Genomic DNA, 19,229 nt, shown 5'->3' with positions numbered 1-19,229 from the left:
ATAAGCTAGCGTTCACTAGCTCTCTTTAGTATAGCTAGTAAACGCTAGCCTGTCAAGGATATTGATTGTTTTTTAAAAATCTTCAGATTATCTGGCGCATTCTCCGCCGGCACCGGTGAGAATCTCAATGCCGTGGTCCAGATGGGGTGCAATGCAGTCCAGGCATTCCACCACGGCCTTGGGGCTGCCGGGCAGGTTGATAATCAAAGTGGTCCCCCGGATACCGGCGGTTGCCCGGCTGAGCATAGCCCGCCCGGTAAACTGCATGCTGTAAGCCCGCATGGCTTCCCCCAGCCCCGGGGCCATGCGCTCACAGACATCGGCCGTGGCTTCCGGAGTACAATCCCGGGGAGAAAAACCGGTGCCGCCGCTGGTCAGAATCAGTTCAGCCTGGCCCCCATCGGCAATTTCTGCCAGTCGGGCGGCCAGTACGGCCCGTTCGTCGGGGAGGATATCCGTGGCGACCAGGGTATAGCCTAAGTTTTCCATGTAGCCAGCGATGGCTGGGCCGCTTTGATCCTCCCGGGTGCCAGCGGCACCTTTGTCGCTGGCGATGATGATGGCAAGTCGTTTTTTCATCGGTTTATTCCTTTCCAAATTCAAAGTCACCGCTTTTTCCACCGCTTTTGGTCAGGAGGTGGATATCGGAGATGACCATCCCCTTATCCAGGGCTTTACACATATCATAAATGGTTAACAAGGCCACGGATACCCCGGTGAGGGCCTCCATCTCCACCCCGGTTTTCCCGCCAACCTTGACGGTACAGGTGGCGGTGATGGTGGAGGCCGCCGCATCGAGGGCAAAATCCACGGTGCAGTGGGTAATCATTAAAGGGTGGCAGAGGGGGATAAGCCCCGAGGTGTTTTTAGCGGCCATAATGCCGGCAATCCGGGCGGCGGCTAAGACATCCCCCTTGGGATTTTCTCCGGCTGTCAGGGCAGAGAGAATGGCCGGGATGACCTGGATTTGGCCCTGGGCCACGGCCTTCCGGCTGGTGGCTACCTTAGCTGATACGTCGACCATGATGGCATTGCCCTGGTCATCGAGATGGGTAAGTTGATCGTTCATAGGTTTCTCCATTTCAGTAATACCTTCATTGTAAAGCCAGGGGACATAAAAAACAAGGGGAAGATGACGGGCGTGAAGAAACAGTAAATTTTTGTGATGGAGACGATCTTCCTTAAAAAGGATTGCAACCCTTGTCAACATGGTTTATAATAAAAAAATATTAGAAAGAGAACAAGTTATTATTCACAACAAAGGAGGCCGCTATGGGATTTGGTGCTGTGATTGTTGCCGGGAAACAGCCTCCACCGTCGGGGTCCTTTGCCCCACTGGTCCAGGCAGGAAGTATTTCTGTCATCAAACGTATTATTTATACCCTCCAACAGGCAAAGGTTTCGCCCATTGTCGTCATGACTGGCTACGAGGCAGATCAATTGGAACGGCACGTGGAGCGGACCGGTGTGATTTGCATGCGGGATGTGGATTATGAATCCACATCGGAGCTGGAAACCCTTAAGCAAGGGATCGCCGAGATTCAAAATCAGTGCCAGGGGATTGTCGTCCCCAGTGTACAGACCCCTTTTTTTAAAGGTGAGACCATTGAAAGGCTGGTGGCAGAGGCCAGACCCTTTGCCTGGGCCGATACCGAAGAGGGATCTTGTCCCTATCCCCTCTGCATGGATAAGGCGGGGATGATGGCGGTAGAGGCGGCAGAGGACCCGGAAACCCTGATTGCCCTAGCCAAAAGATATGGTGTGAAAGGTGTTGCGACCATGGATGACGGAATCGGGAAGCCTTTGGGGACGGAAACCGAAGCCTTGATTGCAAGTTATAACCAGGTATTCCTTCGGCCCCTCATTAAGGTGAGCCTGGCCCGGGAAGAGGTGTTCTTCGGCCCTGGAACTGCCCAGCTGCTCCACCTCATCCAAAGAACCGGATCGGTTCGGACGGCCTGCGAACAGATGCACTTATCCTACAGCAAAGCCTGGAAGATGATAGGGAAGATGGAAAAGGAAATGGGTGAACCGGTGGTGAAGCGTTTCCAGGGAGGCCAAAGTGGCGGACGGGCAGAATTGACCCCCCGGGGAGAGGATTTGCTCCTGCGCTTTACCCGATTTGAACGGGAATGCAAGGATCGCGTGGAGGAGATATACAAAGACTATTTTCAGTCTTAAATTTTTACCATCGAGTGTCTTGAAAAAAGAATTCGGTGGTAAGGTTACGGTTTCGAGTTGCTTTAAAAAATAATTCGTTAAAATTGATAAAAATGAAAAGGTAGGAGAAAATGAGAAATACGATAAAAGCCCTTTGTGATTTCCTGGAAAAGAGACAGGATGTGGTGCTGTGCAGCGTTGTGGCCGCCAGCGGATCGACCCCCCGGGGAGCCGGTGCGAAGATGATGGTTTTGGCCGATGGCAGTGCCACGGGTACCATTGGTGGTGGTGCTGTGGAGCATCGGGCGGTGGAGTTGGCAACCCGGGTCCATCAGGATAAGGGCTCCTTTGTGGAGCAATTTGATTTATCCGACAGCGCCAAGGCCGATCTTGGGATGATCTGCGGTGGGAATACCACCGTGTATTTCCAATATTTTGCCAGCGATGATCCCCAGGCCCTGGCCTTTGCCCGGGCCGCGGCCCGGAAGGTGGACGCCAATGAGGATGCCTGGCTGATTACGGAAATTGCCGAAGATGGTCAGGGGTCCATGGGGATTTACGCCGATGGGGGGCTGGCCTTTGGTCAGGGCATCGCCCTGGAGGACTCCGGCAACTGGTTTGGCTCCGGCTCCCTGTATATTCCGGGGAAAATCAGACATTATATTGAGCCCCTATCCCGGAAGGGTCGGGCCTATCTCTTTGGTGGGGGGCATGTTTCCCAAGCCTTGGTTCCTGTCATTGCAAAAATCGGATTTGTGCCCGTGGTCTACGAGGATCGGGAGCGGTTTTGTGATTTGAATTTATTTCCCGGGGCCATGGCCACTATCCAGGGCAGCTTTGAGGAAATTGCAGATAAGATTACCCTGGAGGCATCGGACTATGCCATTATTATGACCCGGGGCCATATGGCAGACTATGCGGTGTTAGAACAGGTGCTGCGCACGCCGGTCACCTATATCGGGTTGATTGGCAGTCGCCGGAAGATTGCGAAAACCCATGAGAAGCTGCGGGCTGCGGGCTTTGGGGACAGGGATATCGCCCGAATCCATAATCCCATCGGGCTGGATATCGGGGCAGAAACCCCGGATGAAATCGCCATTAGTATTGCCGGAGAGCTCATCGCCTATCGGGCTGGAAAGGCCAGAGCCTAAGGCATCCTTGGATTGCAGATAAGCATTAAAGAATTGTAGATAGAGGAGTGGAAGATGAAAAGTATTCGAACTGAGGATGCGGTGGGGCACGTGCTCTGCCATGATATCACCCAGATTATTAAGGGTGTGACGAAGGATGCGGTGTTTCGCAAGGGCCACGTGGTCACAAAAGAGGACATCCCCGTGCTGCTTTCCGTGGGGAAGGAAAATCTCTACGTTTGGGAAGCGGATGAAACCATGCTTCACGAAAACGATGGGGCGGAGGTCCTGCGCAAAATTTGCCAGGGGGAAGGAATGCACCCCACTGAGGTGAAGGAAGGGAAAATCGAATTGATTGCAGACCGGGATGGACTGCTTAAGATCAATCGGGAGGCATTGGTTGCAGTCAATGGGCTGGGTGAGATGATGATTGCCAGCCGACATGGGGATTTTCCGGTCCGGGCTGGGGATAAAATTGCCGGAACCCGGATCATCCCCCTGGTCATTGCCCGGGATAAGATGGAAGCGGCCCAGAGGGTGGCGGGGGAATCCCCTATTTTCCAGGTTGTTCCTTTTGAAAAGAAGAAGGTTGGGGTCATTACCACAGGCAGCGAGGTCTCCAAGGGACGCATTGAGGATTCCTTTACCCCGGTTATTGTGGATAAGCTCTTAGAATACGGACTGTCCATGGATGAGCATGTTTTAAGCGGTGACGATCCCAAGACCATTACAGAGGCCATCCAGGGGATGCTCAAAAGGGGCTGTGAAATGATTATCTGTACCGGGGGCATGAGTGTGGACCCCGACGATCGGACCCCCCTGGCCATTAAAAATACCGGAGCGGACATTATTACCTATGGGGCGCCAGTGCTGCCGGGGGCCATGTTCATGCTGGCTTATACCAAAGCTGGGGTGCCCATCATGGGCCTGCCGGGCTGTGTGATGTACGCCAGACGCACCATCTTCGATTTGGTGCTGCCCCGAATTTTAGCCGATGATGTTCTTGCAGCTGAGGATTTCATCCGCCTGGGAGAAGGAGGGCTGTGTCTCCTCTGCGATGTGTGTACCTTCCCCAATTGCGGCTTTGGCCACTAGGATTGGTGATGCGATGAAGGATCAGCACGGACGTCACATCGACTATATGCGCCTATCCATTACGGATCGCTGCGATTTTCGATGTGTGTATTGTATGCCGGAGGATGGGGTGACACCCATCACCCACGATGAGGTACTCACCTTTGATGAAATCCTTCGGATCTGCCGCAGTGCGGTAGCCCTGGGGATTACCCGGTTTAAAGTAACCGGAGGAGAGCCCCTGGTGCGTAAGGGTGCCGTGGACCTCCTGGCTCGGATGAAGGCCCTCTCCGGGGTGGAACAGGTCACCCTGACCACCAATGGATATGTCCTGGGCCAGTATGTGGAAGCCCTGAAGGAAATAGGGATTGATGGCATTAATATCAGCCTGGATACCCTGGATCGGGAGCGGTTCCAGAAGATTACCAAACGGGATGGCCTGGATCGGGTCCTGCAGTCCCTGGAAAAAGCCGTGGATGCGGGCATTCGGGTAAAAACCAATACCGTACTGATGCCCCAGAACCGGGAGGACTGGCTGGGGATTGCCGATCTGGCCCGGTTTTGGCCGGTACACGTGCGGTATATTGAGATGATGCCCATCGGCATGGGCAGGGATTACAGCGGCTGTACCGGGGATACGGTCATGGCGATGCTCAAGGGAAAGCATCCCAATCTCATGGCAGTGTCAGAGCAGCTGGGGAATGGCCCGGCCCAGTACTTTAAAATTCCGGGATATTTAGGGCGGATCGGCATCATCAGTGCAGTCAGCCATGAATTTTGTGAGACCTGCAATCGGGTGCGCGTCACCTCGGATGGGATTTTGAAGCTTTGCCTCAATCGGGCAGGGCATGTGGATTTGCGGAAGCTGCTGCGTGACGGTGGGGACGATGGGGCCCTCACCCAGACTTTAGCGACAGCTATTTTAAACAAACCCCTGCGCCACGGATTTGAAATCCAGGGCCAGGCGGATGAAGAAACCCGCCGGATGGTGGGAATAGGAGGATGATCATGGGAATTGTACGAGCGGTTTGCACCAGTGAGCGGAAGGGGATTCAGAAGAAAAACCAGGGAAAGGCGACCTTTCGGGTGGATCATGGCATCGAAGGGGATGCCCACGCCGGCAATTGGCATCGGCAGGTCAGTCTGCTGTCCTATGAGCGGATTGCGGCCTTTAATGCCCAGGGGGCGGATGTGGTGGACGGTGCCTTTGGGGAAAACCTGGTAGTAGAGGGTTTTGATTTCAGTACCCTGCCCGTGGGGACCCGTTTTGTTTGTGGTGAGGTGATTCTGGAAATGACCCAGATCGGCAAGGAATGCCATAACCATTGTGAAATCCATAAAAAAATGGGAACTTGCATTATGCCCACCCAAGGCGTGTTTGCCAAGGTCATCCACGGTGGGGAAATTGCCGTGGGGGACACCATCGAGCGGATAGAGGCGGTGGCAAAGTAAGGGACGTTGGAAGATTTTGAGATCTAAGCGGTACAACTGAAATGAATGGAGAAAAACAATGAAGAAGAGAATCATATTGGCAATGGTGGCCATTCTGGCTATGGTGTGCGTATTGGCAGGCTGTAGTTCCAAGGCAAAGACCAGTGATCAGACCGGTGAAATTACGGTTATGGCGGCGGCCAGCTTAACGGATGCCTTTACTGAAATTGCCACGAAATTCAATGAACAATATGCGGATGTCAAGGTGAATTTCAGCTTTGATTCCTCGGGAACCCTGGCAAAACAGATCAAAGAAGGCGCCAATGCCGATGTTTTCGTATCGGCAGCCATGAAGCAGATGAACACCTTGAATGATGCGGGTCTCATGGATTCCGATTCCATTGCCAAGCTTCTGGAAAACAAGGTTGTCCTCATTAAAGGGAAGGATTCCACCCTGGATATTCAATCCTTTGAGGATGTGGGAACCGATAAGGTGAAAATGATTGCCATTGGGAATGAAGATGTGCCGGTGGGGCAGTATACTGAAACCATCTTTACGAATTTGGGGATTTGGGATGTCGTAAAAGCTAAAGCAAATCTGGCCACCAATGTCCGTCAGGTCCTGGATTGGGTGGCCACAGGCAATGCGGAATGCGGTGTGGTTTACGCAACGGATGCGGCTATTGAAGATAATGTGACTGTCATTACCGAAGCCCCAGAAGGGAGCTGCGACCCGGTTATCTATCCCATGGGGATTGTGAAGGCTTCCACCCAAAAGGATGCGGCCAAGGCTTTTACGGAGTTTTTAAAGACGAAGGATGCCCAGGATATTCTGACTAAGTACGGCTTTACGATTTACTCGGAGAAATAAGCAGTAGGTTGGAGCCATTCATCCGCTGTAATTAGTGGCAATAGCACGGCTGTTCGCGGGGCGGTGGGGATTGCCCTCAGCAAGCCCCGGAGTGCCGGACATATGCTTTCGCTCCGTCTGCCCGTGGATTCGGACGGGGTGTGTTACCGAAACGGCTTCGCATTTTCGAACACATGCCCGTTCGCCCCAATGCAGACTTACGCGAAAGATATGTCCGCCCCTCCTTTGTTTTTGGACACCGCCGGGTAACGGAGTATTGAGCCCCCCATACATTTAGGTTCGTCCCAGCTTACCCAGGCTGTCCGCAGAAGGTATCTCAGGCATCACGACCTTGAGGCGAACAGGCGCAGCCTGTACGACGAGCGGGAGTGTGATTGTGATACCTACTGCGAACAGCCGCCCCGTTTCCACAAAAATCAGCGGACGAACAGCACCCCCCTCAAATTTTCGCACCTCGAAAGGAGCAACCATGGATTGGTCACCCTTATTGTTATCATTAAAAACGGCCTTCATTGCCACGGGCCTTACCTTTTTGCTGGGGACCCTGGCCGCCTGGAAGGTGGTTGGATTGAAGCGGGGATCGGGGTTGTTTGATGCCCTCTTCACCCTGCCCCTGGTACTCCCCCCCACTGTGGTGGGTTTTTTTCTGTTGGTCCTCTTTGGGAAAAACAGTGGCGTGGGGGTCTGGCTGTCCCAGATTGGTATTCAGGTGGTCTTTACCTGGCTGGGAACGGTGGTGGCATCCACGGTGGTGGCCTTTCCGCTGATGTACCGCACCGCCCGGGGGGCCTTTGAGCAAATGGATGAAACCCTCATCTATGCGGGGCAGACCCTGGGACTATCGGATATTCGGATCTTTTGGCAGATCGTCTTTCCAAGCTGTTTGCCGGGGATTGTCGGAGGGACCATCCTGGCCTTTGCCCGGGCATTGGGAGAATTTGGGGCCACCATCATGCTGGCGGGGAACATTCCTGGGAAGACTCAGACCGTGGCGGTGGCGGTGTACTCGGCCGTGCAAAATGGCAATCGGGTTTTAGCTTACAAATGGGTGGCAGTCATTGTGACCATCTCCGTGATTTCCATCCTGGGGATGAATTGGGTCAACGGCAGACAGCGTCGGCTGGATGGAAGGAGGGGCTAAAATGGGCTTATCCGTAGATATTGTTAAAACCTTCGGAGATTTTACCCTGGCGGTCGCCTTTGAAACCGGGGAGGAAATCTTTGCGGTGTTGGGGGAAAGCGGCTGCGGCAAGAGCCTGACCCTTAAGTGTATTGCCGGCATTGAGAAGCCGGATTCGGGACGCATCTGCTTAAATGGCCGGGTGCTCTACGATTCCCAGAAGGGGATTAATCTCCCCCCCCGGGAGCGTCGGGTGGGCTACCTCTTCCAGCAGTACGCCCTTTTTCCCAATATGACCGTGGCCCAAAACATCGGGGTGGCACTATCCAAGGATGAACGGGAGGCCCTAGTGGCGGACTTTATTCGGGATTTTGCCCTGGATGGCTTGGCAGAAAAATACCCGCGGATGCTCTCCGGTGGGCAGCAGCAGCGGGTGGCTCTGGCCCGGATGCTGGCAGCTAAGCCAGAGCTGATTTTGCTGGATGAGCCCTTTTCCGCCCTGGACCATAACCTGAAAATGACCCTGGAGCTCCAGATGCTGGAAATCTTTGAGAAATACCACACCCCCATGCTTTTTGTCTCCCACAACCGGGACGAGGTGTACAGTCTGTGCTCCCGGATGGGGATTATCAGCCGGGGCCACATGGAGCGGGTGGGGACCAAGGAGGCTGTTTTTAAAGACCCGGTAACCGTGGCGGGGGCCAATATCACCGGGTGTAAGAACATCGCGGCAGTAAAGCCAGATGGTAAGGGGCAAATGTCCTGTCCGGAGTGGGGGTTTTGTCTTTCACCCCAGGTACCCGGGCGTACCCACCTGGCCATTCGAGCCCACGATATCCTTATGACCCAGGATGAACCCCTGGAGGCCTCCATCCGCCTAAAGGGAAGGATTGAGTGCCTGCTTGAGCTGCCCTTTGAAGACAATGTTGTCGTCCGTATCCAAGGGGATGGAAAGAGCCTGGGGCGTTTGGTGGTGGCGATGGAAAAGAACAATATGTCTACTTTATCCCTGGGAAAATCGGTGTCTCTTGGGATTCAGCCGGAGAAGCTCCTGTGGCTGGAATAAAAAAGACACCACAATATATCTTTAGCATGAGTATATTTATCTGATTTCAGGTTAGGATAAATTCTTTAAAGCATCCCCTGTAGTGGCCATGGCCTGGGCAACCGTTTTAAAAACTGGCAGCAGGGCTTCATATTGTTTCTGGTGTTCGGAGTTTACTGGTGTTCGGGCTTCCAGGGTATGGAGGCCATCGATGGGGGAGTAATCCTCCCACAGACCCACGCCTTTAAAAGCCAGGGCAGCAGCCCCAAGGGAAGCAGCATCCTGATCCACGCTTGTTTTGAGGATATCCAGGCCGTAGGCATCGGCAAAGATCTGACGCCACAGCGGGCTTTTGCTGCCGCCACCCACAATGAGCATTTCGGTGAGGGCTTCATCACCGTAGGCGCACAGAATATCCAGGGCGATGCGCAGATTTAAGGCAACACCTTCCATGGCTGATCGAATCAGGTCTGCCCGGGTGGTGGAAAGCTTGAGTCCGGCGTAGGCCCCGACGATGTCGTCGCTGGCTTCGATCATGGAGCCCCCAGCCAGACTGGGATTGAAGAGGAGCTTATTGGCCCCAATGGGAGAAGCTTCTGCCAGCTGATCCATGGCCATATAGGCATCGGGGCCACCGGCCTCTTCGGCTGCCTTTAAATCCGGGCAGAGGGTATCCCGAACCCATTTGTAGCTGTTCCCTGCAGAGAAGATACACGTTGCTGAGGCGTACATCCCCTTGATGGCATGGGCAAAGACATAGGGCTTGTATTTGAAATCCACCACGGGTTCCTGGGAGGTTAAGGCGATCCAGGCCGAGGTTCCCAGGGAGGTATAAATCCGACCATCTTTTATTCCCCGGGCACCCAGGGCCATACAGGCGTTATCAACACCGCCGGCAATCACCTTGACGGTGGTGGGCAGACCGGTAAGGGCCGCTGCCTCCGGAGTAATGGTTCCCAGAACGGCGTCTGAATCTAAAATTTCTGGGAAGAGGCTGGGGTCGATACCGGCGGCGGCCATATATTCCGGGATATAGTCCCAGGCCTTCAGGTTGAAGGCACCACAGCCAGAGGCGTAGGAATAATCGGTACACAGCCGTCCGGTGAAACGATAGTTGCAATAATCTTTGGTTCCAATGATCTTATGGACCTTGGCGAATAATTCGGGCTGCTCTTCCTGGTACCACATGATTTTAAAAAGGGAGTAGCATTCCCGGGGAAAGCCGCTGCCGGTACGGTTATACCATTCTTCATAATCGATTTTTTCAAAAAAACGATTGGCCTGGCAGGTGGCCCGTTTATCGGACCAAATGGGAGTGGTATCCGCTAAAAGCTGGCCATCTGTGCCAATGGGAACAACGCCGAGGCTGTGGCCCGAAATGGCCAGGGCTTCAATCGTATCCACATCGACGCCACTGGTGGCGATAAGCTCCTGGCAGGTGGCCACTACCGCATCCCACCAATCCTCGGGGCGTTGTTCGTGGCGGGATTCTTCGGGAAAGGTGGTATCGTAGGCTTTAAAGGTACTGGCTAAGGGTGCCCCGTCAGAGGCATAGAGAGAGGCCTTAATCCCTCCGGTTCCTAAATCGTAGGCAATCACTGTTTTTTTCATAAAGACACTCCATTATTCTTTAACTTCATTGAGGATATTCAGAGCGGATGCATAACCAATGCCGAAACGGCTGACGCCCATATCCACCATCCGCAGAACGGTTTCCAGATTGCGCACCCCACCCGCTACTTTGAGGGGAAGGGTATTTCCCACTGCTTTTTTAATCACTTTGATATGGTGGTCCGTGGTGGTGCCGGACCATCCGGTCCCTGTTTTAATAAAACTGGCGCCGTTGTCGCAGATCAGCCTTGCAGCCCGGGCAATTTCGTCATCGGTAAGGAGGGGCGCTTCCATAATAACCTTAAGGGGCGTGTCTCCGGCAGCATCGGCTACTCGGCGGATATCCCGGGCGACGGCGCCGTCCAGTCCGGATTTCAACATCCCCACATTGAGGACCATATCCACCTCGCCACAACCCATAGCGGTCAAGGTTTTGGCCTGATGAACCTTGAAGGCGGTCAGTTCACCGCCGGATGGAAAGCCGATGACCCCACCAACCATAATATCCGGTTCGTTCGCCATGGCATCCAAGGCCCGGTTTATAAAGCCGTGGAGGGGAAAGACGCAAATAAAGCGATGGGCCTTGGCTGCGGCGATAATGGCATCCACATCGGCCTGGGTGGACTGGGCTTGGACGGCGCTGATGTCAATCATCCGGGCAATATCGTGTTTTGAATAAGTCATGGGTTCTCCTATCGGCAGCAATAGCCGCCGTCAACGATGATATCGGAGCCGGTGGTGTAGCGGGAAGCATTGGAAGCGAGGTAGAGGTAGGCACCCACCAAATCCTCTACAGTCCCAAGGCGTTTCATGGGGACCATCTCATTCCAGATGGGGTGCATATCGGTTAGTTCAGCGACCAGCTCGGTTGTGATATACCCAGGGCTTACGGTATTAACGCGAATCCCCCGTTCGGCCCATTCCACAGCCATGGCCTTGCTCAGGTGGATAACGGCGGCCTTAGAGGCGCAGTAATTAGCGATGGTCTGGGGAACATTGACAATGTGCCCGGACATGGAGGCAGTCGAAATAATACTGCCCTTCTTCCCTTCCTTTAACATGGCCTTGGCAGCCGCTTGAGCGGTAAGAAAAACGCCGTTTAAGTTAACATCCAGTACGGCCTTAAAATCCTCGGGGCTAATCTCTTCCACCGCAAAGCCGTTGAAAATGCCAGCGTTATTGACGGCGAAGTCAATGGTTTTGTAGGTTTCCAGAAAAATCGCCATCATGGCATCCACCTCTTCAGGTTTGGTCACATCACAGCCGATAGCGGTAATGTTCCGCCCGGTAGTGGTGCGAATATCCTCTGCTGCTTTTTCAGCGATGGCCATATTCGTGGCGACCAAGGCGACATCAGCTCCAGCTTCAGCCAATGCCTTCGCTACGGCGTAGCCAATCCCCCTGGAGCCGCCGGTTACAAACCCACACTTACCTTTCATACTAAACATATCTAAAACTGACATGATCTTTCCTCCATAAAATGATTTGTTGGGAATAAATCCCTCTATCCGGATTTGTTTTTGATTATACATAGTTATCTTTAGGATATCAATAGAAATGTTTTAGTGATGTTTGATTTAAGGGTTGGACAAATGTTATAGGCTATGCTATTCTAAAAAATAAGAGGAGGTTTGCCATGTCCCGATATCCAAGCTATCGTCGTGTTTACGATGCATTAAAACAGCGTATCACCAATGAAGAATATCCGCCGGGAACCTTGATTCCCACAGAAACAGAGCTTTGTAGCCTATTTGAGGTCAGCCGAACCACCATCCGTAAGGCAGTGGCTTTGCTTGAGCAGGAGGGGCTTCTCCACGTTCAACAGGGCCGGGGAACCGAGGTGGTCGATGCCACAGCCACCCAGCGCCTCAACCAGGTAACCTCTTTTACGGAAACCATGCGGGCAAAAGGGTATGATGTTTCCTCCAAAGGGATTTATATTGATGAAATCATTCCACCGCCTTCTGTATTGAAGGCCCTCAAGCTTTCGGAGGGAACGGCAGTGATCCGCATCCAGCGCATCCAGATGGCAGATGGTCGGCCCATCGCCATTATGACAAATTATCTGAATCCGGATATTGCCCCGGGCATTTTAGAGGATCAGGATCAGATTACGTCTTTATATGCTTATTTAGAGAAAAAACATCAGGTTAGAATAACTGATGCCGATGATACTATCCGGGCGGCGGTGGCGGATTTTACCCAGGCTCAGCTTTTGGATTTACCGGTGGGGCATCCCTTACTGATCAATAATCGGGTGACCTATATGGAGGATTGTCCCATTGAGATCGTGCGTATGGTGGTGGACGGCAGCCGCTACGAATTTTCCATCCATCTCTCCGGGCGAGCCTTATAAAGAAATAAGGTATCAAAAAAAGGGCCATGGCCCTTTTTTTGATGCTATTCCAGGAAGTTTTTTCGAAGGGAAATAAAATCATCATTATTGAACCATACTGGCCCTTGGCTTCATCAAAAAGCTTTTTGGTATTGTGTTTATCGCTTAACATACGCATTCTCCACGGAAACAATATCCTCCAGCCGTTCTGTCCCCAGGCATTTAAGGAGGAATACGGAATCGGTTTTTTCCCCGGAATGGATATCTGCAAAGGTTGCGGTATTTTTCAAATCGTCGAAATTATGATCCACCCAGGTCCCTTCATTAACGAAACACTTTGTTTGACCGTAATCCCCTGAAAAATCATGGTAAGCAGGAACGTGGGTATGGCCAAAGACTACGACGTCAACTGTGGGGTCCAAATCAAAATACTGCTGCCTGGAATATTGGATGTGTGTTGCTAAATTTGTAGTATGCTGCATTTGAAAGAGGGCAGTGGTAGGAGCCGGGACGAGATTGTGCTGTTGGACTTTTTCCCAGCGGCGTTGGATATCGGTGTAGAGTTTGGCGCTGATGTGGTGCTTTGTTTTTGTAGGAACAAGATCGGCAATGGAGAAACGACCCTGGAACCCATCCACCGCAACTTGAATAAAGGGGTCATCCAGGGTCTGTGTCACTGGAAACTGGTGGTTGATGAGGTCTTCCCAGGTTTTGAAGTACAGATAAGCCGTGTATTGATCTCCATCCTCTGGATTGGGAGTAGAAATAGTTCCGAGGTCTTTGGTGATTTGTGGAAAATTCTCCATCAAAGAAGTCACTCCGAGACGGGCATAAAAGTATCCTGGGGGTAGGATGGGCTGCCCATGGGTCATATGCTCTAAATTGGAAAAGGGGTCTGGGGCACAGAAAAGCTCGTAGCGATGGGAATGTTCGATGACAACCTCGCTCCGACAGCCGGTGCGGTATCGGCCCAGTCCCCGGGTATCTCGGGCCTGGACGATACCAGGCAGAATTTGATCCAGCGTGGCAGCAGACAAGGTCATATCGTGGTTTCCCGGAATATAGACCACTTTGATCCCATCGGCGAGGAGTGCTTTGAAAGCATCAATGACCGGTGCGTTATTAGCGGCAACGTCCAGATAAAAGGTATTGGAATCTCCGGTTATTTCATAATCCCCAGGATAAAACCATTGATCCCAAAAATCCCCATTAATAACCACCTCATCTACCTGTTTTTCCCTTCTAAGGTGTTCAAGAAAAGAGATCAGTAAGGATCTATTTTGGACACATTCTGCAATGCGGTCGTCGACGCCGAGGTGAATGTCACTGATAACAATAGTCCGCATAAGAAAGCCTCCTCACATTCGATGCCTTAATCTTCTTCAAACAACAGGTCTCCGTTGACCTTCGCCGCATCCTGGAAGGTATCTAAAAGATCGTAGCCGTATTGTCCCAGGTTATTTAACATGGCTTGGGTATCATACAGGGTGATGGCGGTGGGTTCTTCAATATCATTTAGAGCATCCCAAAGGGCGTCGGGGGTAGCACCGTAGTTATCTTCAAAATCCATCCGCTTTTTAATATGGGACTGGGCTTTTTCCGGGGTAATCATCTTATCCCCTTCTAATCGGACATCAATCATTCTCTCATCTCCTTTGTGTAGGCTTAAGCTTATAAGAAAAATTCCGGGTTCTTATGGACCTTGGCAGTCTTGCCGATATGCTGCTTAGTGAAGAGGATATCCATCTTCCCCAGGGCTCGGGCATTCTTTGGGCAGGCCCAAACACAGGCCATACAGGTAATACACTTCTCTTTTATGGTCTTACTGGGGGAATCCATGGGAATGGCGCCCATGGGGCAGACAGCCACACAGGCGCAGCAGGCCACGCAGTCCATGTTGGTAATGGGCTTAAAGGGAATCCCTTTGAAATCCTTGTATTCCGGGTTGCCTGGCAGGGTCACCGCCTCGGGATGCCCCTGTTCCATGGCGGCAATCCTTTCAAAGACCTGTTCGGTAAAGGCGTTGAAGGCGGCATAATCCCCTTCGTCCGGACGGCCTTCGGCAATGGTGGGGACAATGGAGTGGCGCGTGACCACGGCAGCACCGGCAATGGTGACAAAGCCTTTGGCCGATAGAAAATCAGAAAGCTCCCGCAGTGCATCGTCGTAGTGGCGGTTTCCGTAAGTAGCGACGACGACGGCAGGGGTGTCAGCGCCCTTAATATAGGCCAGGCGGTCTTTAACCACCGGGGGAATGCGTCCGCCGAAAACAGGAACCCCAATAATCAGGAGCTCTCGATCATCAAAGGACCGTCGGCAAGGGTCTTGAATCGGGGTGAGGTTCACTTCAGATACCGGGGCCGCAGAGTGATCTGCCATGGACCGGATAACCTGGGCGGTGGAGCCGGTTGGACTGAAATACATAAGGGTGGATTGTTTTAATTCCATCGTCCATTACACCTTCCTTTTACATTAATAATAATTTTATTATACCATAATCAAAGGGCGAGTTTTTAGAATTGAGGTATAAATTTTAAAAGGGAGGTGTGCCGTCAATGGATACTTTGCCTTGTGAAAGGCGGTTATGGCGATTATAATAGATAAAAACGAGGAGGGAGCAATGGAAAGAGATTTAGAAAATAAAGGGAAAGGGCCCATACCAGCGGTCTTACAGCGCTGTACCTGGGTAGATTTGAAATCTCCAGAATATATCAATTATCATGATTATCAATGGGGGGTGCCCGTCCATGACGATCGCCTGCTCTTTGAGATGCTGATTCTGGAGGGATTCCAGGCCGGGCTATCCTGGCTGACCATTTTAAAGAAGCGCCCAAATTTTCAAAGGGCCTTCGATAACTTTGATCCGGCGGTGGTGGCGGCTTATGACACAGTTAAAAAAGAAGCCCTGATGCAGGACGCTGGGATTGTGCGCAACCGCCGAAAAATCGAGGCGGCGATTAAAAATGCCCAGGTTTTTTTAGACATCCAGGAGGAGTACGGCAGCTTCGATACCTACCTTTGGGGCTTTACCCAGGGCCAGACTTTGGTGAACACCGATGATGCTCTGCCGGCAAAGACGCCCCTGTCCGACACCATTTCTGCGGATCTGAAGGGTCGGGGGATGGGCTTTGTGGGCAGTACCATCATCTACGCCTTTCTCCAGGCCGTGGGGGTGGTGAATGACCATGCACTGGGGTGTTTTTGCCACCCGAAGCAGCAGGATTAGGCGCTGAAGGTATACCGGTAGGTTAAGGTGTATTTATCTAAAACGAACTGAACATCTCCATTGTCAAAGGTGGTTTTCTTGAAGTCGGCGTAATCTACGGGGTGCTTGGCCCGGATATAAGCCTCGGGGCTTTCCGCCTCAATGTCGGAAAAGGTGGTGACCGGGTTGGATGCACCACCGCATTGGTTGATCAGATCGGTGACCAGTTCATAGGTTTTCATGGGTATCTCCATTTTGATTTGATATTTTTATTGTATAGCTAAGCAAAGGCACCGTCAAGATACTTTTTAGATGGGATTATCTGTCTAATAGGCCGTTTGCCAACCGTGATCCAAAGGCCCAGAGCCCTGGCCGAGGTTGAGCCCCGCCCTTAGGGCACCGGTGAGGTAGTCCTTGGCCCTTTTAATGCTGGTGGGCAAATCCTCACCGAGGGCCAGCTGGCAGGCAATGGCCGAGGATAGGGTACAGCCCGTGCCGTGGGTATTTTCCGTAGCGATGCGCTCGGCGGAAAACCAGGTACAGGTGCCCTGGGTGCAGAGAAGATCCGTGGCATCGGACACCCGGTGCCCCCCTTTAATGAGAACCGCCGGGCCTTTAAGCTGGCGGGCGATGGCCCGGGCGGCGGCCTCCATGGCCTTTTCATCGGGGATGGACTGTCCCCAAATCACCTCAGCCTCGGGGATATTAGGGGTGATGAGGGAGGCTGAAGGCAGGAGGGTATGGATTAAGGTCTCCCGGGCATCTGGGGCCAGGAGAGCAGAGCCGCTGGTGGATACCATTACCGGGTCTGCCACAATGGCGGCGGGTTTATACTGGGCCAGCTTTTCGGCAATAACGGCGATTAACGCCGCGTTTGCCACCATGCCGATTTTAACGGCATCCGGGGGGATATCCGTAAAAACCGCATCCAGCTGGGCAGCCAGAAAATCCGGTGTCGTTTCCTGAATGGCGGTGACCCCCAGGGTATTCTGGGCAGTGAGGGCGGTAATGGCACTGGTGGCGTATAGCCCATGGGCGGCGATGGTTTTGATATCCGCCTGGATACCCGCACCGCCACTGGAGTCCGATCCGGCGATGGTTAAAACGGTTTTCATAAAAGCTCCTTAAAGGTATGAATAGTCATGGGGCAAAGGGCCTGAATAGCCCCGGTATCGGCAGCAGCGCTGTCATCGGCAACGGCTACGACAGTAAACCCCGCTCCGGTGGCCGTCTTAATGGCGTGGTAAGCATCCTCAAAGACGAGGGTGCTTTTTTTGGATGTTCCCAAAAGGGCTAAGGCGGCTTCGAAAACCTCAGGGCAATCCTTGCCGCACCCCACTTCAGAGCAGGTGAGAATATGGTCGATGCAGTGGGTCAGTTTATGATGTGCCAGGGCAGCATCGATGAGATCCCGCTCCGAGGCCGTGGCGATGACCGTGGGGATACCAGCGGCATGGAGGGTGGTGAGGAAGTCGTAAGCCCCGGGCTTTAAGGGGACCCGGGTGGCATAGGCCTTGTAGACCATGGCGCAGACCTCGGTGATAATTTGATCCACTGGCTTAACAAGGCCATAGTGGTCTCTGTAGTGAGCGGCACCCTGGGCCATGCTAAGGGACATAAAATGCTGATCTAAACCCGGCTCTGGCTGAATGTCCTGGGAGCGAAGGTAGTCTGAGGCGATGGTAGCCCAGATGGGCATGGAATCCAGCAGCGTTCCATCCAGATCGAAGATGACCCCGGTAATGGGGGTGGCAATGTCCCTCAGGGAAATGGACTTAGCAGTCATGGATCATTTCCCGGGTAATGGTCAGCAGCGCCTGGGTGGCGCCTTTAATATCCTCAGCAGCAAAGATGGCCGAGACAACGGCAATGCCGGCAATCCCCGTACCAGAGAGCCCAGAGAGGTTTTCCTGGGTGATGCCGCCAATGGCCACCACCGGGATATCCACAGCGGCGCAGATATCGGTCAGGGTATCCATGGAGACATTGTCCGCATCGGCCTTGGTCCCGGTGGTGTACACTGCTCCGACACCCAGGTAATCGGCGCCCATGGACTGGGCCAAAAGGGCTTGCTCCACGGTTTGGGCAGAGACCCCCAGGAGCTTTGTGCTGCCGATGAGGGCACGGACATCATCCGCTTCCATATCCCTTTGCCCCACATGGATGCCGTCGGCATCACAGGCCCGGGCGATAGCGACATTGTCATTGATAATAAAGGGGACGTTGTATTGGGCACACAGGGCTTTGATGACCTTGGCTTCAGCGAGAAAATCCGCATCGCAGAGGGTTTTTTCCCGGAGCTGGATCATGGTAGCACCCCCCTTAAGGGCGGCTTCCACATCCTGGGTCAGGGTGTGGTTCCCCAGCCAGTATCGGTCAGTCACAGCGTAGAGGAGGAGGTCCTTAGCGCAATTCATAGCTGGCCCGTCCTTCCAGAGTATCCCCATCCAGATGGTAGATGGCATCGATGAGGCGGTTGCGGAAGGTGGCGTTCCCATCCGTGGGAAGCATGTTTTTCACAGCAATTTCCCCAGCCACACCCATGGCACAGACTGCGGCAACCATGGCCATAAAGGGGTCCCCAGGATTGGCGGTGAGATAGGCTGTGGCCATGGCGGACAGCATACAGCCGCTGCCGGTAATATCGGCCATCATAGGCACCCCGTTTCGGATGATCCCCACCCGATCCCCGGTGGCGACGATGTCCGTGGCCCCAGTAATGGTGATGACGGCCCCGGTTTTGGCAGCGAATTCCTGGGCGAAGGCAATAACGGCATCTAAGGTTTCCGGGGTAACGGTATCCGCCACATCGGCATCGACGCCTCGGGTGGCCCCGGTGCCGGTGGCCAGGGTTTTAATCTCAGAGATATTGCCCCGGATGGCGGTGAGGGGCAGGGTTTCCACGAGGTTCAGGGCCGTTTGGGTACGCAGGGTCGAAGCACCTGCTCCCACAGGGTCCAACAGGATGGGATGGTTCAGTTCACCTGCTCGAATACCGGCGGTCATCATGGCAGGGATGGTCCGGGAATTCAGGGTGCCGATGTTGAGGTTCAGTCCCCCGCAAATGGCGGTGATTTCAACGGCGTCGTCCACATCGTCGGCCATAATGGGGGCACCCCCACAGGCGATTAGGATATTGGCGCAGTCATTAACGGTGACGTAGTTGGTGATATTGTGGACCAAAGGTGTGGTGCTGCGGACCTGGTTCAGATTACTTTTTAACATTATTTTCCTCCAAAAAATTGAT

At 53.1% G+C, this 19,229-nt stretch carries 23 protein-coding genes; 10 read left to right on the top strand and 13 right to left on the bottom strand.

What is annotated here, in order from left to right; genetic code table 11:
- Window positions 1-87: 87 nt before the first annotated feature.
- Both BLW33_RS07735 and moaC read right to left on the bottom strand, forming a co-directional pair.
- On the bottom strand, window positions 88-579 hold the full coding sequence (locus BLW33_RS07735) for a MogA/MoaB family molybdenum cofactor biosynthesis protein (RefSeq protein ID WP_090307234.1): 492 nt from the start codon (window positions 577-579) through the stop codon (window positions 88-90).
- A 4-nt stretch (window positions 580-583) separates the two neighbouring features.
- Complete coding sequence (gene moaC / locus BLW33_RS07730; protein ID WP_090307231.1) at window positions 584-1,069, bottom strand: cyclic pyranopterin monophosphate synthase MoaC; 486 nt, start codon at window positions 1,067-1,069, stop codon at window positions 584-586.
- Window positions 1,070-1,272: 203 nt separating this feature from the next.
- Between moaC and BLW33_RS07725 the strand changes: the two genes are divergently transcribed.
- From BLW33_RS07725 to BLW33_RS07685, 8 genes are all read left to right on the top strand, one after another.
- Window positions 1,273-2,181, top strand: coding sequence for an NTP transferase domain-containing protein (locus tag BLW33_RS07725; protein ID WP_090307230.1), 909 nt, complete (start codon window positions 1,273-1,275; stop codon window positions 2,179-2,181).
- 110 nt (window positions 2,182-2,291) lie between these two features.
- Window positions 2,292-3,311 carry an XdhC family protein gene (locus tag BLW33_RS07720; RefSeq protein ID WP_090307228.1) on the top strand — a complete coding sequence of 340 codons (1,020 nt, stop codon included), beginning with the start codon at window positions 2,292-2,294 and terminating at the stop codon, window positions 3,309-3,311.
- A gap of 54 nt (window positions 3,312-3,365) precedes the next feature.
- Window positions 3,366-4,385, top strand: coding sequence for a molybdopterin-binding protein (locus tag BLW33_RS07715; RefSeq protein WP_090307225.1), 1,020 nt, complete (start codon window positions 3,366-3,368; stop codon window positions 4,383-4,385).
- Window positions 4,386-4,398: 13 nt separating this feature from the next.
- Entirely contained in the window at window positions 4,399-5,370 is a 972-nt protein-coding gene (moaA, locus tag BLW33_RS07710; RefSeq protein WP_090307223.1) for a GTP 3',8-cyclase MoaA, read from the top strand.
- 2 nt (window positions 5,371-5,372) lie between these two features.
- Window positions 5,373-5,816 (top strand): MOSC domain-containing protein, encoded by a 444-nt coding sequence (locus tag BLW33_RS07705; protein WP_090307220.1) that lies wholly within the window; start codon window positions 5,373-5,375, stop codon window positions 5,814-5,816.
- Between the two features lie 58 nt (window positions 5,817-5,874).
- Window positions 5,875-6,666: a molybdate ABC transporter substrate-binding protein gene (modA, locus tag BLW33_RS07700; protein WP_090307217.1), complete on the top strand. Its 792-nt coding sequence runs from the start codon at window positions 5,875-5,877 to the stop codon at window positions 6,664-6,666.
- Between the two features lie 469 nt (window positions 6,667-7,135).
- A complete protein-coding gene (modB, locus tag BLW33_RS07690; RefSeq protein WP_090307212.1) occupies window positions 7,136-7,807 on the top strand; it encodes a molybdate ABC transporter permease subunit in 672 nt (223 codons plus the stop codon).
- A gap of 1 nt (window position 7,808) precedes the next feature.
- A complete protein-coding gene (locus tag BLW33_RS07685; protein ID WP_176966661.1) occupies window positions 7,809-8,852 on the top strand; it encodes a sulfate/molybdate ABC transporter ATP-binding protein in 1,044 nt (347 codons plus the stop codon).
- Between the two features lie 51 nt (window positions 8,853-8,903).
- On the opposite strand, the gene BLW33_RS07680 is transcribed toward BLW33_RS07685, so the two are convergent.
- The 3 genes from BLW33_RS07680 to BLW33_RS07670 are packed head-to-tail and all read right to left on the bottom strand — an operon-like array spanning window position 8,904 to window position 11,905.
- The gene (locus BLW33_RS07680) at window positions 8,904-10,442 is read right to left on the bottom strand and encodes a xylulokinase (protein ID WP_090307207.1); all 1,539 of its coding nucleotides are present in this window, start codon (window positions 10,440-10,442) and stop codon (window positions 8,904-8,906) included.
- Between the two features lie 12 nt (window positions 10,443-10,454).
- On the bottom strand, window positions 10,455-11,126 hold the full coding sequence (deoC, locus tag BLW33_RS07675; RefSeq protein ID WP_090307204.1) for a deoxyribose-phosphate aldolase: 672 nt from the start codon (window positions 11,124-11,126) through the stop codon (window positions 10,455-10,457).
- An 8-nt stretch (window positions 11,127-11,134) separates the two neighbouring features.
- Window positions 11,135-11,905: an SDR family oxidoreductase gene (locus tag BLW33_RS07670; protein WP_090307202.1), complete on the bottom strand. Its 771-nt coding sequence runs from the start codon at window positions 11,903-11,905 to the stop codon at window positions 11,135-11,137.
- 173 nt (window positions 11,906-12,078) lie between these two features.
- Between BLW33_RS07670 and BLW33_RS07665 the strand changes: the two genes are divergently transcribed.
- Window positions 12,079-12,798, top strand: a complete 720-nt coding sequence (locus tag BLW33_RS07665; protein ID WP_090307199.1) for a GntR family transcriptional regulator — start codon at window positions 12,079-12,081, stop codon at window positions 12,796-12,798.
- A 137-nt stretch (window positions 12,799-12,935) separates the two neighbouring features.
- Here the strand turns inward: BLW33_RS07665 and BLW33_RS07660 are convergent, their stop codons facing one another.
- Genes BLW33_RS07660 through BLW33_RS07650 form a run of 3 tightly spaced genes read right to left on the bottom strand, consistent with a single transcriptional unit; the run spans window position 12,936 to window position 15,225 of the window.
- Window positions 12,936-14,123, bottom strand: coding sequence for a metallophosphoesterase (locus BLW33_RS07660; RefSeq protein WP_090307197.1), 1,188 nt, complete (start codon window positions 14,121-14,123; stop codon window positions 12,936-12,938).
- 26 nt (window positions 14,124-14,149) lie between these two features.
- The gene (locus BLW33_RS07655; RefSeq protein ID WP_090307194.1) at window positions 14,150-14,419 is read right to left on the bottom strand and encodes a barstar family protein; all 270 of its coding nucleotides are present in this window, start codon (window positions 14,417-14,419) and stop codon (window positions 14,150-14,152) included.
- Between the two features lie 29 nt (window positions 14,420-14,448).
- Window positions 14,449-15,225: an EFR1 family ferrodoxin gene (locus tag BLW33_RS07650; protein ID WP_090307191.1), complete on the bottom strand. Its 777-nt coding sequence runs from the start codon at window positions 15,223-15,225 to the stop codon at window positions 14,449-14,451.
- 172 nt (window positions 15,226-15,397) lie between these two features.
- On the opposite strand from BLW33_RS07650, the gene BLW33_RS07645 reads away from it, so the two are divergent.
- A complete protein-coding gene (locus BLW33_RS07645; RefSeq protein ID WP_090307188.1) occupies window positions 15,398-16,003 on the top strand; it encodes a DNA-3-methyladenine glycosylase I in 606 nt (201 codons plus the stop codon).
- Here BLW33_RS07645 and BLW33_RS07640 read toward each other — a convergent pair.
- From BLW33_RS07640 to thiM, 5 genes are all read right to left on the bottom strand, one after another.
- Complete coding sequence (locus BLW33_RS07640; protein ID WP_090307186.1) at window positions 16,000-16,224, bottom strand: hypothetical protein; 225 nt, start codon at window positions 16,222-16,224, stop codon at window positions 16,000-16,002. The genes BLW33_RS07645 and BLW33_RS07640 overlap by 4 nt on opposite strands.
- An 84-nt stretch (window positions 16,225-16,308) precedes the next feature.
- Window positions 16,309-17,097, bottom strand: a complete 789-nt coding sequence (thiD, locus tag BLW33_RS07635) for a bifunctional hydroxymethylpyrimidine kinase/phosphomethylpyrimidine kinase (protein WP_090307183.1) — start codon at window positions 17,095-17,097, stop codon at window positions 16,309-16,311.
- Window positions 17,094-17,768 (bottom strand): HAD family hydrolase, encoded by a 675-nt coding sequence (locus BLW33_RS07630; RefSeq protein ID WP_090307181.1) that lies wholly within the window; start codon window positions 17,766-17,768, stop codon window positions 17,094-17,096. The genes thiD and BLW33_RS07630 overlap by 4 nt, the downstream gene beginning before the upstream one ends.
- On the bottom strand, window positions 17,758-18,399 hold the full coding sequence (gene thiE, locus BLW33_RS07625) for a thiamine phosphate synthase (RefSeq protein WP_090307179.1): 642 nt from the start codon (window positions 18,397-18,399) through the stop codon (window positions 17,758-17,760). Before thiE ends, BLW33_RS07630 begins: the two co-directional genes overlap by 11 nt.
- Window positions 18,386-19,207 carry a hydroxyethylthiazole kinase gene (thiM, locus tag BLW33_RS07620; protein ID WP_090307176.1) on the bottom strand — a complete coding sequence of 274 codons (822 nt, stop codon included), beginning with the start codon at window positions 19,205-19,207 and terminating at the stop codon, window positions 18,386-18,388. Before thiM ends, thiE begins: the two co-directional genes overlap by 14 nt.
- Window positions 19,208-19,229 lie beyond the last annotated feature (22 nt).

Source organism: Eubacterium aggregans (assembly GCF_900107815.1).
Lineage (GTDB): Bacteria > Bacillota > Clostridia > Eubacteriales > Eubacteriaceae > Eubacterium_O > Eubacterium_O aggregans.
Note: the sequence above shows the minus strand (reverse complement) of the source record. Positions and strands in the feature narration are given on the sequence as shown.

Bases quoted from the DNA above. Each gene is read 5' to 3' on its own strand.
- BLW33_RS07660 (WP_090307197.1), bottom strand. From the start codon at position 14,123: ATGCGGACTATTGTTATCAGTGACATTCACCTCGGCGTCGACGACCGC.
- BLW33_RS07715 (WP_090307225.1), top strand. From the start codon at position 3,366: ATGAAAAGTATTCGAACTGAGGATGCGGTGGGGCACGTGCTCTGCCAT.
- thiE (WP_090307179.1), bottom strand. From the start codon at position 18,399: ATGAATTGCGCTAAGGACCTCCTCCTCTACGCTGTGACTGACCGATAC.
- moaC (WP_090307231.1), bottom strand. From the start codon at position 1,069: ATGAACGATCAACTTACCCATCTCGATGACCAGGGCAATGCCATCATG.
- BLW33_RS07650 (WP_090307191.1), bottom strand. From the start codon at position 15,225: ATGGAATTAAAACAATCCACCCTTATGTATTTCAGTCCAACCGGCTCC.
- BLW33_RS07725 (WP_090307230.1), top strand. From the start codon at position 1,273: ATGGGATTTGGTGCTGTGATTGTTGCCGGGAAACAGCCTCCACCGTCG.
- BLW33_RS07645 (WP_090307188.1), top strand. From the start codon at position 15,398: ATGGAAAGAGATTTAGAAAATAAAGGGAAAGGGCCCATACCAGCGGTC.
- BLW33_RS07720 (WP_090307228.1), top strand. From the start codon at position 2,292: ATGAGAAATACGATAAAAGCCCTTTGTGATTTCCTGGAAAAGAGACAG.
- BLW33_RS07665 (WP_090307199.1), top strand. From the start codon at position 12,079: ATGTCCCGATATCCAAGCTATCGTCGTGTTTACGATGCATTAAAACAG.
- thiD (WP_090307183.1), bottom strand. From the start codon at position 17,097: ATGAAAACCGTTTTAACCATCGCCGGATCGGACTCCAGTGGCGGTGCG.
- moaA (WP_090307223.1), top strand. From the start codon at position 4,399: ATGAAGGATCAGCACGGACGTCACATCGACTATATGCGCCTATCCATT.
- BLW33_RS07735 (WP_090307234.1), bottom strand. From the start codon at position 579: ATGAAAAAACGACTTGCCATCATCATCGCCAGCGACAAAGGTGCCGCT.
- BLW33_RS07705 (WP_090307220.1), top strand. From the start codon at position 5,373: ATGGGAATTGTACGAGCGGTTTGCACCAGTGAGCGGAAGGGGATTCAG.
- modA (WP_090307217.1), top strand. From the start codon at position 5,875: ATGAAGAAGAGAATCATATTGGCAATGGTGGCCATTCTGGCTATGGTG.
- modB (WP_090307212.1), top strand. From the start codon at position 7,136: ATGGATTGGTCACCCTTATTGTTATCATTAAAAACGGCCTTCATTGCC.
- BLW33_RS07640 (WP_090307186.1), bottom strand. From the start codon at position 16,224: ATGAAAACCTATGAACTGGTCACCGATCTGATCAACCAATGCGGTGGT.
- deoC (WP_090307204.1), bottom strand. From the start codon at position 11,126: ATGACTTATTCAAAACACGATATTGCCCGGATGATTGACATCAGCGCC.
- BLW33_RS07685 (WP_176966661.1), top strand. From the start codon at position 7,809: ATGGGCTTATCCGTAGATATTGTTAAAACCTTCGGAGATTTTACCCTG.
- BLW33_RS07680 (WP_090307207.1), bottom strand. From the start codon at position 10,442: ATGAAAAAAACAGTGATTGCCTACGATTTAGGAACCGGAGGGATTAAG.
- thiM (WP_090307176.1), bottom strand. From the start codon at position 19,207: ATGTTAAAAAGTAATCTGAACCAGGTCCGCAGCACCACACCTTTGGTC.
- BLW33_RS07655 (WP_090307194.1), bottom strand. From the start codon at position 14,419: ATGATTGATGTCCGATTAGAAGGGGATAAGATGATTACCCCGGAAAAA.
- BLW33_RS07670 (WP_090307202.1), bottom strand. From the start codon at position 11,905: ATGTCAGTTTTAGATATGTTTAGTATGAAAGGTAAGTGTGGGTTTGTA.
- BLW33_RS07630 (WP_090307181.1), bottom strand. From the start codon at position 17,768: ATGACTGCTAAGTCCATTTCCCTGAGGGACATTGCCACCCCCATTACC.